The sequence below is a fragment of the Variovorax robiniae genome (assembly GCF_037889955.1).
Classification (GTDB): Bacteria; Pseudomonadota; Gammaproteobacteria; order Burkholderiales; family Burkholderiaceae_C; genus Variovorax; species Variovorax robiniae.
In genome coordinates, this window is the sequence record NZ_JBBKZS010000050.1 from 1 (window position 1) to 15,189 (window position 15,189).

Annotated in this window: 7 protein-coding genes and 4 pseudogenes; 7 read left to right on the plus strand and 4 right to left on the minus strand. The window is 61.5% G+C overall.

What is annotated here, in order from left to right; all coding sequences use genetic code 11:
* The first annotated feature begins 86 nt into the window (after positions 1-86).
* The 4 genes and pseudogenes from WKW79_RS36045 to WKW79_RS36060 all read left to right on the plus strand — a co-directional run bounded on the left by WKW79_RS36045 (position 87) and on the right by WKW79_RS36060 (position 4,165).
* Positions 87-383, plus strand: a complete 297-nt coding sequence (locus tag WKW79_RS36045; RefSeq protein WP_340340035.1) for a hypothetical protein — start codon at positions 87-89, stop codon at positions 381-383.
* Positions 346-885 (plus strand): TniQ family protein, encoded by a 540-nt coding sequence (locus tag WKW79_RS36050; protein ID WP_340340036.1) that lies wholly within the window; start codon positions 346-348, stop codon positions 883-885. Before WKW79_RS36045 ends, WKW79_RS36050 begins: the two co-directional genes overlap by 38 nt.
* Positions 886-956: 71 nt before the next feature.
* A pseudogene (locus WKW79_RS36055) lies at positions 957-2,117 on the plus strand (DUF4062 domain-containing protein); the annotation flags it as partial.
* A 122-nt stretch (positions 2,118-2,239) separates the two neighbouring features.
* Positions 2,240-4,165 carry a pentapeptide repeat-containing protein gene (locus WKW79_RS36060; protein WP_340340037.1) on the plus strand — a complete coding sequence of 642 codons (1,926 nt, stop codon included), beginning with the start codon at positions 2,240-2,242 and terminating at the stop codon, positions 4,163-4,165.
* 330 nt (positions 4,166-4,495) lie between these two features.
* Here WKW79_RS36060 and WKW79_RS36065 read toward each other — a convergent pair whose 3' ends face one another.
* From WKW79_RS36065 to WKW79_RS36075, 3 genes are all read right to left on the minus strand, one after another.
* Positions 4,496-5,593, minus strand: a complete 1,098-nt coding sequence (locus WKW79_RS36065; RefSeq protein WP_340340038.1) for a toll/interleukin-1 receptor domain-containing protein — start codon at positions 5,591-5,593, stop codon at positions 4,496-4,498.
* Between the two features lie 312 nt (positions 5,594-5,905).
* Entirely contained in the window at positions 5,906-11,587 is a 5,682-nt protein-coding gene (locus WKW79_RS36070) for a DUF7379 domain-containing protein (RefSeq protein ID WP_340340039.1), read from the minus strand.
* A gap of 633 nt (positions 11,588-12,220) precedes the next feature.
* Positions 12,221-13,255 carry a toll/interleukin-1 receptor domain-containing protein gene (locus WKW79_RS36075; protein ID WP_340340040.1) on the minus strand — a complete coding sequence of 345 codons (1,035 nt, stop codon included), beginning with the start codon at positions 13,253-13,255 and terminating at the stop codon, positions 12,221-12,223.
* Positions 13,256-13,374: 119 nt separating this feature from the next.
* Between WKW79_RS36075 and WKW79_RS36080 the strand changes: the two genes are divergently transcribed.
* From WKW79_RS36080 to WKW79_RS36090, 3 genes and pseudogenes are all read left to right on the plus strand, one after another.
* Positions 13,375-13,698 carry a transposase gene (locus WKW79_RS36080; RefSeq protein WP_340340041.1) on the plus strand — a complete coding sequence of 108 codons (324 nt, stop codon included), beginning with the start codon at positions 13,375-13,377 and terminating at the stop codon, positions 13,696-13,698.
* 40 nt (positions 13,699-13,738) lie between these two features.
* Positions 13,739-14,412: pseudogene (locus tag WKW79_RS36085) on the plus strand (IS256 family transposase); the annotation flags it as partial.
* A 285-nt stretch (positions 14,413-14,697) separates the two neighbouring features.
* A pseudogene (locus tag WKW79_RS36090) lies at positions 14,698-14,828 on the plus strand (transposase); the annotation flags it as partial.
* 11 nt (positions 14,829-14,839) lie between these two features.
* Here WKW79_RS36090 and WKW79_RS36095 read toward each other — a convergent pair.
* A pseudogene (locus tag WKW79_RS36095) lies at positions 14,840-15,079 on the minus strand (transposase domain-containing protein); the annotation flags it as partial.
* Positions 15,080-15,189 lie beyond the last annotated feature (110 nt).

The following is a 15,189-nucleotide window of genomic DNA, read 5'->3' on the forward strand; positions in this document are numbered from 1 at the left end:
CCGGCCTCGACCGGTCCTGCTTGATCCGTCATTGCACTCTCCGAAATAGGGAGAGATGAACTTCGCCGATCAGGCCGCCTCAGGCAATGACGGGGAATCTCGGACACTCACTGATCAGCCGCTTCACGCCATTCGAGATTCCGCGGTGGCGCGAGAGTGATGATCTTCGGCGGCTGCTGGGTGCATTCGAGCGGGTGCTCCCGCTGCGCAAGCCCTCGGACCTGATGCAACGGCCCATCGTCCAGTTCATTCTCGTTGCGAGCGGCGGCCTAACGGGCGAGATCTCGCGCCTGCTCAATGAAGCAGCGTCACTCGCGGTCCTCGATGGTTCGGAACGGATCACGCTTGCGCACCTCGAACATGTCGCACTCGCTGATCAGTAGGCATCGCCCCCTGCCGTATGCACCCAGGCCGTTCGAAGCCGAGGTGCTGGGTGGATGGATTGGGCGCATCGCCTCGCGCTACCAAATGTCGGTGCAGGCGTTCGCGGCTACGTGCGAACTGGACCTGCAGATGCCTGACGGTCGGGAGTGGCTGCTGATGCCGAAATTGAAGCAACAGATGGTGGGCCGTCTCGCGGCACTGACCAGGATCAGCTCGCAAGGCATCAACGAGATCCAGACTCCCCTGCACTGGGAAGGACCAAGGACACACTTCTGCTACTGCGCGCGGTGCGTGTTCCTGAATCCGTTGGATGTCACCGCGCCGATCTGGCGAAGAGAGTGGCTCGATCAGAGTCAACCTGGCTGTTCTGTCCATGGGGACGAGTTCCAGACGCTGCCAGCCGGTCGGGTGCTCGCGTGCGCGAACCTCGAAAAGCTGCTTGCCGTGGTGAGCCGACACGAACAGGATATTCGCTTTGGGGTCATGACCAAGGCGTGCTAGCAGTGTTCATTGAGCGGCTAGCATCGTTTATTGACTTAGCTAGCGCCGTTAGCTGACTTCAACACGAGGTCCTAGCGATGGAAGATATGGTCGCGGCGGCTGACACACCCTTGGCCAAGGTGCTGGAAATGGTCGACCGGTCGGAGGCGTACGTCGGTGTTTTCGCGTGGCGCTACGGATACGTGCCGCAATCTGCACCGAGTCAACCGCCATTGCCCGCCGTCACAACTGCCGTACCAGGCGCGACGTCGATCACGCACTACGAATACCTTCGCGCTCGCCAGAACGGCCTGCCGATTCTCGCGTTCCTGCTGGACGAGCGCGCGCCGTGGCCACCCGCGATGATTGACGGCCATCTGCGCGGCCCTGAAGCACCAGCCGATGCGACGCGAATCCGCGACCTGCGCACCCAACTGCAGCAAGAGCGTATCGTGGCTTGGTTCATCACGCCGGCTGACCTCGAGGCCCGCGTGGCCGCCGCGATCACGATGACGGGGCTCAGCCGACAGATCGACTTGGCAGAGACCGTGAGCCTAGGTATGGGGCCAGGCTCATCTCCGTTGAACGACTCCGGCGGCATGTCTATCGCGCATGGCATCGCGACGGCGCGTCCTTCGCAGCGGGTGCTGAAGATTGACTTAGCAGAAGTGTGGTGGTCTACCCGGCTGTATCTTGCGGCCGCATTGGCTGAGCGCCTCACCCAGGTTCGGTGGCTGCTAGTCGTGGACAGCACGCGCCACACGGACGAGGAACGACTGGTTGGGCTGGTGCCCACGTCAGCGGTGTTGGCCCTCGTCGGGCGCATGCATGGCCAAACCGCGCGCTTCGAGCGCGCCGCCGGCCGCCTCAAGTTGCCGGACAATGCCCAAACTGCAACTCGCCTCCTACTCGACGACGCTTGGCTTCCCGCCTTCGCCTATGGTGGCTCCGAGGCGCACGCCGCTGAGAGCCAAGCGCAGAAAACTGCGAGCGATGAGTTGTTGCAGCGATGGTTCGGCGGCTCATTGCTATCCAGCGCGGTGTCAATTGCCGACTTAAGCCGTGCCAGCGTCGTCTACTTGCTCCTGCTGGTCTCCTACCCTTGCGAGCTGGTACCCGTTAGCACTTCGAGAGAGGTGTCGCCGGGGCAGGCGCGGCGTACGGTGGTCGACGTCGTGGACAAATCCTCGCTCAATAGGCGCTTGGCACTTAGCTACCTGCAGGAACTCAAGCAGCGGGCGCGAATCGACTGAAATTGTGCAAAAAACTGCACGCAGCCGTAGAAGCCATTCTCATGCAGTTGACCGGACGACTGACCTTACTATCCGCAGGCCGACGATCGCATTAGAAACTTGGACTGCACGGATGCGCACGAGTGGCCGGCAGTGCCGTTGCAATCAAGATGCCAAACGAAGAACATATAGCTCTGCTACATCAAGGCAAACAGGTATGGAATGAATGGCGAGCGCAGAATGCCTCCATCACGCCGGACCTAGCTGAGGCCGATTTGAGCCGGTTGGACATTGATGGGCTAAATCTCCGCGGCGCTAATCTGAATGCAGCGAATTTTGAAGGCGCCAATATCAGGCGCGTTAATTTCGAGAATGCAATCCTGCCGCAGGTTGTTTTTCGCGACGCCCATCTCGAGGGCACGAGCTTTAAGGGCGCCGACCTTGCTGGGGCGGACTTCACACTTGCAAAGCTGCAAACTATTGATTGCAGCGAAGCGGACTTGGCTTCGGTAAAGTTTGAAAAGGCAAGCATTGATCGCGTCGACTTTGAGTACGCAAGTCTGATACAGACTGTTTTCCGAGTCGCCAATCTCATAAGGGTGGAATTTAAGGACGCCGACCTTACGGGTGCGGATTTCACGGCCGCACAGCTGCAAGTCAGTAATTTCAGTAACATCGATCAAGCTCCGGTTGAGATCGCAGATGCCGCCGTGATCGACCTATTCAAGCTCAGAAATGCGCACCTGATGCACGTAGTATTTCGCGACGCTAATCTTCACGAGGTGAACTTTAAAGGCGCAGATCTCACGGCCGCAGATTTCAGAGGCGCGCATCTGTCTAAAGTTATTTTCAACAGAGCGGACCTTTCTTGGGCAAATCTGAGCAGCTCGAAGGTTGCCAAAGCGGATTTCCAGGCTGCGATGCTGGTGGGCGCGGATTTTCGCGAATGTGCTATCACTAACTCCGATTTCACGAAGGCCAATCTTATCGGAACCAATTTGGATGGCGCAATCCTCAACCGGAACTGCTTTCAGCGCGCTATCTTGGGTCCATCCGCGAGTAGCACGATCACCCTCTCCGATTCGACGACTGAAGGAATGTCAGTCATTCCTGGGAACAGCCTTTGCGGAATAAAGTTTGCCGGTGAACGCCTTGACGGCGTAAACCTACGAGGTGTGAGGATCGCGGACGCGGACCTCAGTAGCACTAGTTTCTGCGATGCTGACTTGAGCGGCGCGGACCTCCAAAGAACAGACCTTAACGGCGCGGTGCTCGAGCGGGCGAATCTGGAGCGCGCCAACCTTAGCGGGGCAAAAATGACTGGGGCCAAACTTGCGGGTGCGTCGCTTCGCTGCTGCAACCTCGACGGCGCGGACTTGCTTGGTGCGGATCTCGCCGGGGCTGATCTCACGCAAGCCTCGATGGTGAACACAAACCTCGCAGGCGCAATGTTAACGGGCTGTCGGGTCTTCGGGATATCCAGTTGGGGTGTGAACCTCCAAGGGGCTGTTCAACGGGACTTGGTCATCTCCGATCGAGACCGTCCGGTGGTTACGGTTGACAATCTCGAGGTCGCGCAGTTCATCTATCTGCTGCTCAACAATCAAAGAATTCGGTTCGCGATCGATACGATCACATCAAAGGTCGTTCTAATTTTGGGGCGTTTCACACCGGAGCGAAAATTCATACTAGATGCAGTCCGCAACGAATTAGGCCGTCGAAACTACCTCCCGGTAGTATTTGATTTCGACAGGCCTTCTTCGCGCGATATTACTGAGACTGTTTCTACGCTTGCGCACCTTTCCAGATTTGTGATCGCGGATATTACCGACGCGAAGAGCATTCCTCAAGAGCTCCTGCTGATAGTTCCCGCTCTTCCTTCTGTGCCAGTTTTGCCAATCCTTCAGTCGACGCATGATGAGTACGGAATGTTCGAGCACTTCAAGCGTTTTCCCTGGGTTTTGGAGGTACACCGTTACAAAAGCGTAGAGGATCTAATTGTCGATCTCCCGATACAGGTAATCCAGCGCGCGGAAGCGAAGTCAAGCGAACTTGCCGGACGCAAATAGTCGACTCTGCAAATCAGTCGTGAGTGAGCGTCTTGCCATCCCACCTGGCTTGCCCGAGATAGGAGCGTGAGGAATGGCGTCCACCTATTCAAATTGGTGGCCCCCTAAAAGCCCACGGCTGCCGGCACGTGTGAGGCCGCGCTTTAAGGGGTGATCTCGGTTTCGGTGCATTCTGTGGCGGTTAGCAGTCTTTGGAGTCCGGTCCTTGCTCGAGAACTGACTTTGTTATGCGATGGGCCAAGCTTCATGGTTAGCTGTCCGCAACCTGTTGATTTGAAACGGGAATGTCGGACGGAGCGCCACGGAATGAACTGAAACGGAGATCAATCCTTATTGAACGTGTTCACTCCCCTGTGCCCTGGCCTCGCGGACTTCTAGCATGTCGCCCGCTTGAATACTGAATCTGCGAATGTTTCGATTGTCTTTCTTTCGACCGCGCGACTCTATATAGGATTTGCCAAGGTCCGAAAGTGCGGTTGTATCCTTATAGAGCATCCATTTGGTTCCATAGGTATATGGAGGGATATCTTGCATTTGGCTCAGCTCCGTCCAAATTTCATCGAGAAAGGCAGAGACTGTCAAATCATTTAGATCCTGGATCGCTATCATTCGTCCGTCTGACCCAATAAGAGGGCGAGTATCAACCCAAATCCGGTCAGATCCAGATGGGAGGGATGCGCGAGTCTTCGCTAGCTCTCTAACTTCTTGAAGAACCTCACCTAACATGTCCTGCGTTGACCTGCTTGGAACGCTGGATACTGCGACGGGAATAGAGTTGGTAGAAGCGATTGCCGCCTGGATGTCCGGCCACCACTTTTCGATCTGACGTCCCAGTCTCTGTGGCTCTATCGGCTCGGTAGTCATGCTGTTGAGTGAAAAAATTAGCTTCTCAAGTCCTGGGCGATCACATTGAAGAAGTTGAAACTGCGCCAAAGGGTATGTGATCTGACTCGGTCCAATGTCGAGTAGTAGTGGGATCAATCGCCCACTCTCAAGACTCTTTGATAGCGCTCCAGCCTCGAACAATAGCCAAGGTGAATGTTGATTTTCTGATGTAACACATGCAATTCCTGCATCGGATCCGGCGAGCCTTTCAGAAAGGGTGGTGGACCATCTCGCGCCCGCCTCAATATCATGCTCTGACATCCATACCTTCAAGTTCTGCAAGACGTTGGGTAACAAATCCCGGAGAAATTCTGCAAGCGCTTTGCTGCGTGGTCCCGACCAACTTATAAAAAGGTGCATGCTTGCCTCGTTGATGGTCTTTGCAGTGTTCGATACGGCACTCATTGTTGCACTTGGACGGATGATCGGATCGTACTTTCGGTGCCAATCTGACGCCCTGCCGAAGCGGTCAGTGGGGTTGCGCTTGATGAGCAATCCAATCCGTTGAGTGTTCGCTGCCTGCTTGGCCGCGCTGACGCCCATGATCTGGATGAATGGCTGTTGGAGGCGGGAACCTGCGCCGACATCGTGCGCCGCATGGACAGCGAAGAGCCGCCGCAGTCGGTTTCGGAGCGGGTACGACCAATTCTGTGACCGCTCCAAGAAGCAGAGAGCATCGGGCGGTTCGGCTTACCGTGGGGGTGGCTTTGGCGCTGACTGCATTTGCGGTTCTGGGTTTTTTCAGGCCTCTGCTGACGAACTGATGTCCACAGCGACAACGAGGACGACGTTTAACTGAGTCCCACGCGAATTTCAGATCGATAGAGCTTGCCCAACGGGGCTTGTCGGCACCTGTCACCTGCCCTTGCGCGTCTTTGCGGCCCTGGCGGCGGTCTTGACGGGAGTCTTGGTCGCGGCCTTTCGGCTGTAAGCTGCAACTGGAGCCAGTGGCGTCGGCGGCTGGGTACGCTTCCGAGCAGCCCCCCTCTTGACCGGCTTAGAGGCCAGCGCGAGGGCCCTAATGGCCGCAGAGCCGAGCGCCTCTAGTATGTCGGCGATGGCCTCACGCTCGGCGGCTGGATAAGTTGGGTCTTTCCAGCAAGGCAGGAGCACGAACTCCGCCTGCGTGGACACTGAGTCCCACAGTCGGCGTGAGGTGGTGTGCAGGCGAAGGTCCTTGATCTCGTCCTTCAGCACCTTTATCACTCGGGACAGCCGCCGTTCGGCGAAGGCGGCATACATGTCGAGTTCGACCCGACTACCGACGGCCGCCCAGAAGTCGGGATCGCGGTCGAGCTTCGCTTCGTAGCAGGCGCGAGCTTTGTCCAAGTCCACTTTGGGTACCGAGGTGCCGAGGCGCATGTCGATGAGGATTCGGTTGACGAGTGGGTAGAACAAATCGTCAGCCTTGCTTTCGCGGGCAATTTGTTCGGCGGCGAAGTAGTGCTGGCGCGCCGTCTGCAAGGTGACGCGCACTTGGCGCGAGCTGGGCTTCGCGCCGGCCTTCTCGTCTAGCTTGGCCAGCCGCTTCCAGGCCGATCCGAGCAGGCTGGCGCCTTCAGATGAACGGGCCAACGCGAAGGCATGGTCCAGTAGACTGATGGCATCCATAACGGCTTCGCGGTCGCCGAGCTTTTCTCCGGCGCGAGCCTTGAGGTTGCCTAGTTGCTGCAAGGCCTTCACGCTGCCGCCTCCGTCCTCGGCCCTGCAGGCGCGCTGGTACCAAAGGATTGCGCGATCGGACATTGAGTCCTCCGCGTAGGCAGCACCGAAGGCAGCGCAGACCTCGCCGCTGGCCTGCCAGGTGTCGCCATAAGATGTATCGAGTTGCTGCACCTCTGCCTTCGAGCGCTCCTTGCCGGCGTCGTCGCCGTACTGAAGCTCTTGGGCATGGGCCTGCAGCCGCAGGATGAGACCTTCGGCAGAATGGACTGGCGGTGTGGCATTGGATCCGGTGGCCTTCGGGCCCTCAACAAGGCGCCACCCGGGATCGCCGTAGCATTGATAGGCGGCCCACGTGTTGCTGTCGGGGAACTGACCCCAGATCTGCTCGCGAGCACGGTTGACCGCAGTGACGAAAGGTTCGCCGGCCAGGAGTTCGTCGTAGAAGCGCCGTGCAAAGGCTGCGGCGGGCGCGTCGCCGACAGCCCAGCCGGCCGCCACTACGCAACGCACACCCATCTCGATAAGGGCCTCCGCTACGCTGGCGGCGAACTTTGGGGTGTTGCGGGCGAACTCGCGGCGCCCCTGCAGCGCCTTGCCTTCCATGCGGCCGATGTGGCAGCAGTTGATGAAGACAAGGTCAGGCACGCGTCGCATGGCGCGCACTTCGTCGGGGCCGAAGAATAAGTCACCCGACAGCACGATGCCTCCGACTGTATGCTCACCGTCGTCGCGTTTTACTTTCCTGAAGTCGCCATGGCCGGCGATGTGGATCACGCGGTAGTTGTCGTTGAAGGCGGCATTGGTAACGTCGGCCGCATCGCGCTGCAGGAGCAGGGTCACGTTCTGCGCCTTACCGTTGTCGCCGGTGGCGGCCTCGGTGAAAGCGGCGGCGACCTGGCGGCCCTCGCGCTGGGCGGCGGGCAGCGGTCCGTAGCGGTCGGGGTCGCACAGCGGCTCGCCGATGACGAGGACGGCGCCGTTGTGCCCGGCGTACTTAGGTGCCTCGCGGAAGTCCTCTGTCCGCAGCTTGCGCAGCAGGCGCGAACGCAGCGCCCAGGGACGTCTGTCCCCGGCCGCGCGCTCCTCCAGCGGTGATGTATCCAGCAGTTCCCAGGGGTACTGGGCGGAGTAGTGGTCCAGCTGCAGCAGCGCCTGGTTAGACTCGGCCAAGAAAGGCTCGATTTCCACAGGCACCATAAGCTGGAAGAGGCTGCGGCCGGTCTTGGTGTCGCGGCCGCCGCCGTTGAAGGCGCCCTCCTCGATGAGGGTGCGCACTAGGCCACTCTGGGTTCGCACGCCGGTGACCTCGCTGCGCGCGCGGCGCGTGTCCAGCGTGAAGCGCAGGGGCGACTGTTCGTTGCCTTGCCCGACAGCGATGAAGTCATAGTCGACGCCGCGGTAGCCGGCCTCGGGCAGGCGGCGCAGCGCGCCGGCGCCTCGGCGGATGAGGGGTGCCAAGTCCAGATCCTGCGCGAGCGCGCTGGACAGCGATCGCAACGCCTGCAGCGCGTCTGCGGCGCGGTCGAGGTAGCGGTCCACGAGCTGCAACGCGCGCACTTGCGGCCAGCCGACTGCGGCCAAGCGTTGGTTGGCCTGTTGCACGCCCAGCGCAATGGCCTGCGCGGAGGTAGCCACGGGCATGCTACTACCGCCGCTGCCCATGAGCACGGCCGAGAGGTCGAAGACGGTACCCGCATCACGCTGCTCGGCCACCCGCTGGGCGTAGGCGAGCACACCGAGCCGCACGGTGTCGCTCAGCGCGGTTAGGTTGAGCTCGCCCTCCTCGCCCAGCCCGACGACGACGACCGCAGAAGGCCGCGGCAAGAGGGATGGGTCGTCGGGGCGGCGGTAGGTATTGTTGAACACCTGCGCAGCGCCGATGTTGGACGGGTAAGCGCCGGTGCGCAACGCCTTGTCCATGGAACCGCCCAGCAGCCGGTTGGCGACGGATTCTGCGCCGGTCAGATCGAAGGAACGGTAATGGCCCATGAGCAGCGGGCCGGCGAGCAACCGCAGGTCGCCATTGACGATGCGTACGGTGAGCCGGCCTGGCTGCGCGGTGGCAGGCGGCGGCGCGTCGCCGCCCGAGCGGAAAACGGATTCGGCCGTCTCGGGCGGCTCGCCGTGGCGGCCGCCATGGGTCGCGCGCGTGGCCTCCACGGCGGCTGCGGGTGCACCGGGCGCGCCGGCGGCGGCACGCGTTCCGGCCCCGATCAGGCTGAGTTTGTCGGTGTCGCCCTTGTCGAGGAGCTCGACGTAGGCGTCGAAGCAGCCCTCCAGCGCGGGCAGCCTGCCGTGGGCGCCAGGCGCCTGCCAGGTTTTGACGCGAGGCAGCATGGCGCGGTCCAGCGTGACGCGGCCGTCGCCGCCGTCGATGGCATTGAGATACTGCACGCCGTCGTCGGCGATGCGCACGCCGGTCGGGGTGGATTTGGCCTGGCCCACGACGAGGAGCACTTGCTCCACGTTGGGTAAGGCCTCGCTCTGCTTGTCCAGGCGCTGGCGCAGTGCCACAGCGCGCGTGAGAGTTTTTTGGTCGGGCAGGCCCCATTGCAGCGGCTTCTTTTGCAGCAGATCGCGGTGCCACCAGCTTTGCGCTTCGATGCGTCTATCGACGGCGTCCAGGTCCGCTTTCTGCAGCGCCACCCAGCCCGCGGGATCGTTGAGGCGGAGCTTCTCGTGCATCAGGTCGGCCTGCAGCTGCAGCAGGCCCGGCATGCCAGCGATGAGCTGACGTGCTTCGTGGCCGTCGAACAGGCTGCCGAAGCTGGACAGCAAGTTGCCGAAAGTGTCGTCGCCGCTGAGCACCTGCATCGGCGCGTAGGAGCCGCCGTTGGGCGTGCCCAGCATCAGCAGCCGGGCGTCCGGGTGGCGGAACACAGCCTCCCAAACCTCGGGCCGCTCCAGTTGCAAGGTGCGCGCGACGACACCGCCCATGCTGTGCGCGATAAAGCGCACCGCCTGTCCGCTGCCCTTGCGGGCCTCGAGCGCATCCAGCACCTCGTCTCCCAAGCGGCGGGCCTCCTCCTCGATGGGGCGACGCCAATCGAAGCTGAACTCGTGCACGTCGTGCGTGCCGCTCAGGTGGGCAATGAGGGCGTCGTATGTGGCGCCAATGGCTCCATCGGGCGTGGCCGGGCCGGGATAGGCGATGCGGTCGAGTTGATTCACGAATCGCCAACTGAGCCAGATGCGCTTGCCGCTCACGGCCAAGTGGGAGCCGAGGATGCCCGGCAGCACGAAGATAGCCGGCAGCGCCGGGTTGTGCACCGGCTTCCCGGCACGATCGCCGGTGGTGTCCTTACCTGCCCAGGACAGCGGCCCGATGGGCCGATAGCCGACGGGCGGAGCCTTGGCGACGAGGCCGTCGACGATGGCAGCTGCGGTGAGTTCATTCTCGAAATAGCGGAAGTGACTCACTTTGGCGCCGCGGTCCAGAACGAAGGATGCGCCGTTCTCACCGCGCGGAGCGCCGCCGTACATGGAGCGGGTCTGCACGACGAGGTCGTGGTCTGTCCAGTAGAAGGCGTCGGTGAGCAAAGTCTTGAGCCAGCTGAGTACCGAATCGCCCTCGATGTCGCCAGCAACGACCCTCAGTTCGCCCTTAAGTGGCTCGTCTGCCGGCTGGGTGAGCCACTGCGTTGTGGGCGAATCGGGCACCATGGCCTGCAGGCCCGGTAGCACGTCGGGCTTCAGGCGCTCGGCGGCGACGGCGCCGAGAAACTCGACGACCTTGGGCGTGACGGTGAGCCCCGCCAACTCCAGCGCCCAGCGGAACACGGACAGGTATGCGTCGAGTCGGCGCGACGCCAGCAGGGTACCGCGCGCCGGGCAGGCCACGCGCACCATCCTCGTGACGCGAATGCCGCGGCTGGCGTGGTTTTTTAGCTCGACGAGTTCCTCGCGATGCCTGGTGTAATTGGCGTCGTCGGTGTCCGCAAACAACGCCATCGAATCGGCATCCAGCCCCTGGCCGCCGACGATGCGCGCCACCACCTCGGCCACGACGCCTCCGCGCGAGTGTGTGAGCAGATGCAGTTCGGCGTTGTCTGGCACTTGGCGCAGCAGCGTCAGCGCATTGGCAAACGGGCTGGCCGCCAGCGTGGGGTGGTCCAGTGCGTAAACACGGCCCCCATAGTGGCCAAACAGCTTCTCCACGCGAGTCGGGTGCAGTTGCCAGAGCTTGGCGAAAGTGCCCTCAGTGCTGGAGATGGTGCCGTGAATGAGCACGAGGCTGGGCGCGCCGGCTGGAGCGTCGATGCGCCCCGCGATCTTGGATAGGCTACCTTTGAGAGACGTCAGCGGCTGTAGAGACAACTTGTAGATACCGGCGTCGACTTGGCTGTCCACCAGCGCGCTGATGGCCTCGGCCGTAACCGTGGATGCCTTGCCGCCCATGACGCGCCTCACGACGCGAATGGTGTCTAGCACCACACCGCCCATCGATTGCAGCAGGCCGCTGCGCGTGGTGGTGCCTTCGCTGTCTTCCAACCCCTGCCAGGCAAGCTGTGACGACACGTTAACCACGTTGAGTGCCGGGCCGCTGCCATCTCGCTTCTGCGGCGGCACACCGCCGCGCTGCGCTCGCAGCAACTCCAGCGCGTCTTGCGGGTGCAACACGAGCGTCGGGCCGTTGGCGATGGCGATCTCTACAACATCCTCTCCCGGCCTAGCCGTGAGCGTGACGTCGCTGCCGCCGTCACGCCGCATGCCTACGCGAACAGCCTGCTTCACTTCGCCGTGCTCCGAGGTCGATCCGGTGAGCCCAGCACCGGCGCGCGCCGAACGCGCGCTGCCGGTCAATTCGGTGCCAGGTACGACGAAATGGATCTCGCCGTGCGACGAGTTCGTCTTGTCTCCTCGATCGGCCATGATCACTCCTGCGTTGTTGTGGGGGCCTTGATGTAGAAGGGCTCAGGACCGGCTTTCTACACCCAATAGAGTTGTCAAAACACGCACTGGCGGGCCAGTTTGTCTGATCAGACGGTTTTTTCCCGAAACGGCATCCTCAAATATATGGAGATGCCCCCACCGAAGTGCGCGCGCCGGAAAGTTACAGCGCTGCGGCCGGCCGAACCCCCGGGTTTAGCGACTACTCTGGCCTTATGTAGCTGGCTCTCTTCAAATCGTGCTCCTCCGTGCACTGTGGCAGTCCGAGCAACCTCGCGGCCAGGTTCGCGTGCGGCTCTTGGCGCACGGGTGCCCGCGCCTGCGCTGCGGCGAGTCCGGGCACGTTAGGCGCTCACTTTCAGCTGCAAGTGGCGAGGTTCTTCGTATCGTGCGGCGCTCTGCGGATCTCGCAAACGGCGACGCGGTCACGAAGATCCAACGCCTCGGGCGTCGTCCATGCTCAACATCGACCTGCATTGCCTTGTGCTCAACGGGGCAGGTCGGGCAACTGCGCGCAAAGCACTGGAGTCTGTCTTCGCCATCACCGGCCTGCCGTGATGCTTGTATCGCGAGCGCAGTCGTACCCACGCGGCCTTCCTGCCTGCCTCGTCGCGATTAGCAGCTTGGGCCCTCGTTTGGCGATAGTGGCGGGCCGTCGTTTTCTTTTGATGAGAAGAGTGATCGGCCGATCCATTTTTCAAGTAGCGATTCATCCGTGACCGGCAGATCCTTCACCGTCACGTGCGCCCAGATCCAGATCCACTCACCGTCTGGATAAGTCACCTCAAACTCGCGGACATCGTCCACTGCTACCAATCGTCCTGGATACAAGACAGTCGTGGCGGGCGTCATGGTGGGGCGTGCTCGTGGGCGGGCTTGCTCCGGTGAGGTATCGCGAAGGTTAGTGGGCCACACCATGCGGTACGCTTTTCCTCGCTGAGGAAGGCTGCTCACCCGCAGTGTCCGGAGCGGCTGCCTGCAGTCAGCCTGATTTCTGTTCCACGCCCCGTTTTGTTGCATTCCCACGTAGATCCATCCAACGCTCCCTTTGCTCGGCTGATCGTTGCCTGCCTCTGGTTGCCAAGACACAAAGGCGAGGCTCGCAACGATCAAGGCCGCAGCGGCAACCGCCAGCGATGCCCTTGTTCGACTCGAGAACCAAAGCGGCCAAGAAAGCCGCGAGGACGCAACGCCATCCTCTTTTTGGAGCCGAGCGACGAGGCTGGCTACGTCTGAACGCCAGCGGGGGGTGGATATCTCGAAGCCGTTGCGAAATGCCAATGGTGTGATAGACGGAGGAAGCTGATCGGGGAGGGGCATGCTCGCACCAGCTACAAGCACTGGAATGACAGGGATTTTCCTATCGAGAGCGGCGCAGATTTCGATGCGAACGAGATCGTCTTGGTGAAACAAGCGCTTGTCGCCGTTCGCGTCAACACAATCGAGCCAGAGCTTGCCGATCACCGCGAGTAAAACATCGCACTCCGCAACTTTTGAGGAGATGACGTCTCGGAAGTCCTCGCCTAGCGGTATGCCCTCAATGTCGAGAAAGACTGAAGTCTCGGGAAAGGCTTTGATCAGGTCATCGGCCAAACGCCCGGCGTAGGCTTCGCTGTCCTGTCGTCTGTAGCTGATGAAAAGGGCCTGCATGGGCGCTCCCAGAACGTTTACTTCGGTCCGGCTCGAACTGTAACTTGCGTGACTGGACGGCGTTTCAGATGCACATGGACGTCGTGTCAGTCTGTTCCTTATGGATGAAGGAGTCCGTTATGCCTACACCGAAGCCTCCGTACCCGGCTGAGTTCCGCCGACAGATGATCGAATTGGTCCAGGCGGGCCGCACGCCGACGCAACTCGCGCGTGAGTTCGGATGCACTGCCCAGAGCATCTCAACCTGGGTGGCACAAGCCGCTGTTGACAGTGGCAAACCTGCGCGCGGCAAAGACGTCTTGAGCAGCGCTGAGCGCGAGGAACTCGTGCGGCTGCGCCGAGAGAATCGACAGATCAAGCAGGAGAGGGACATCTTGGCAAAGGCTACGGCCTGGTTCGCCGGCAAAGGCGAGAAGACATCCATCGGGTCGAGCCTGTCTTGAATTTTGTGTTCGAGGCATAGCATGACGACCAGGAGCATCTATGCCAGCAAGCAAGGCAAAGGCGAAGAACGCGGCGATTGCCGCCCGGATGGCGGTGCTGCCGTCGATTCCCAAGGAACTGATTGACCAGTTCGTCACCGGCGCGATGACTGGTGAGGCCGTCAACGAGGCGACGGCCGCGTTCAAGAAGGCGCTCATCGAGCGCGCGCCCTGGGCGCCGAGATGTCGCACCACCTGGGCTACCCCAATGGCGCGAGCAAGCCCGAGGCCAGCGCTGGCAACCAGCGCAACGGCAGGAGCGCCAAGACCGTGCTGGCCGGTGACGGGCCGCTGCGCATCGAGGTCCCGCGCGACCGCGCTGGCAGCTTCGAGCCGGTGCTCATCCACAAGCACGAGCGCCGCTTCACCGGCTTCGACGACAAGATCGTGGCCATGTATGCGCGCGGCATGACCATGCGCGAAATTCAGGGCTTCCTGCAGGAGAGCTACGGCGTGGAGGTCTCGCCCGAGTTCATCAGCTCGGTCACCGACGCCATCATGGCCGAGGTTGGCGCCTGGCAGGCGCGTCCTCTGGAGCCGATGCACCCGGTGATTTTCTTTGACGCCCTGCGCGTGAAGATCAAGGAAGACGCGGTGGTGCGCAAAAAGGCCATCTACCTGGCCTTGGGCGTGCTGCCCGACGGCACGCGCGACATCCTGGGGCTGTGGATCGAAGGCAACCTCACGCGCAACCACATCCAGCGCGCAACTCTCCGGCGGCAGCAACCTCGCTACCGCACGGGCCTTGAATGATTTTTCGTATCGAGCCACTCTCGTCCTTCATCGCCGCCCCCAAGGTTCTCGTTCTAAGGAGGCGACAACTATTTTGACGCGGGGGGGAGGCAAATCCCGTGCGCGGCCACTCCAAGGCCCACAGGTGGGGCTGAAGGCCCTCCAGATGGTCGTAATTGGCTACCGACCGGTTCGAGCCCCGCAGCCGCGCAACTTCCGCGGTTCGGAGCTTGGCAGGCGAGGCCGCCTTACCCGATGTACCCGGTGATCTTTTGATCTTTTTCGACGCCCTGCGCGTGAAGATCAAGGAGGACGCTGTGGTGCGCAACAGGGCGATCTATCTGGCCCTACGCGTGCTGTCCGTAAGCCGTCAATAAACCGCGCCCTGTTCATCGACGCTGATGAAGTGCAGGGGCTGGGCTACGAGATTGGCAGCGTGATGTTTCCAGGGCAGCAAGGCCTCGTAGTCGTCGGCTGTCTGCGCCAGCGGCAACTTCTTGAACAGGGCGACGAGGTAGCGATACGGCTCGACGTTGTTGGCCTTGGCCGTCTCGATGAGCGAGTAGAGATTCGCGCTGGCGTTCGCACCGCCAACGGTGTCGGCGAAGAGTGAGTGTCCGAGATTCCCCGTCATTGCCTGAGGCGGCCTGATCGGCGAAGGTCAGCTGTCCCTATTTCGGAGAGTTTAATGAAGGATCAAGCAGGACCGGTCGAGACCGG

Coding starts and splice junctions, on each gene's coding strand:
- WKW79_RS36080 (WP_340340041.1), top strand. CDS start 13,375: ATGCCTACACCGAAGCCTCCGTACCCGGCTGAGTTCCGCCGACAGATG.
- WKW79_RS36065 (WP_340340038.1), bottom strand. CDS start 5,593: ATGGGCGTCAGCGCGGCCAAGCAGGCAGCGAACACTCAACGGATTGGA.
- WKW79_RS36070 (WP_340340039.1), bottom strand. CDS start 11,587: ATGGCCGATCGAGGAGACAAGACGAACTCGTCGCACGGCGAGATCCAT.
- WKW79_RS36075 (WP_340340040.1), bottom strand. CDS start 13,255: ATGCAGGCCCTTTTCATCAGCTACAGACGACAGGACAGCGAAGCCTAC.
- WKW79_RS36045 (WP_340340035.1), top strand. CDS start 87: ATGACGGGGAATCTCGGACACTCACTGATCAGCCGCTTCACGCCATTC.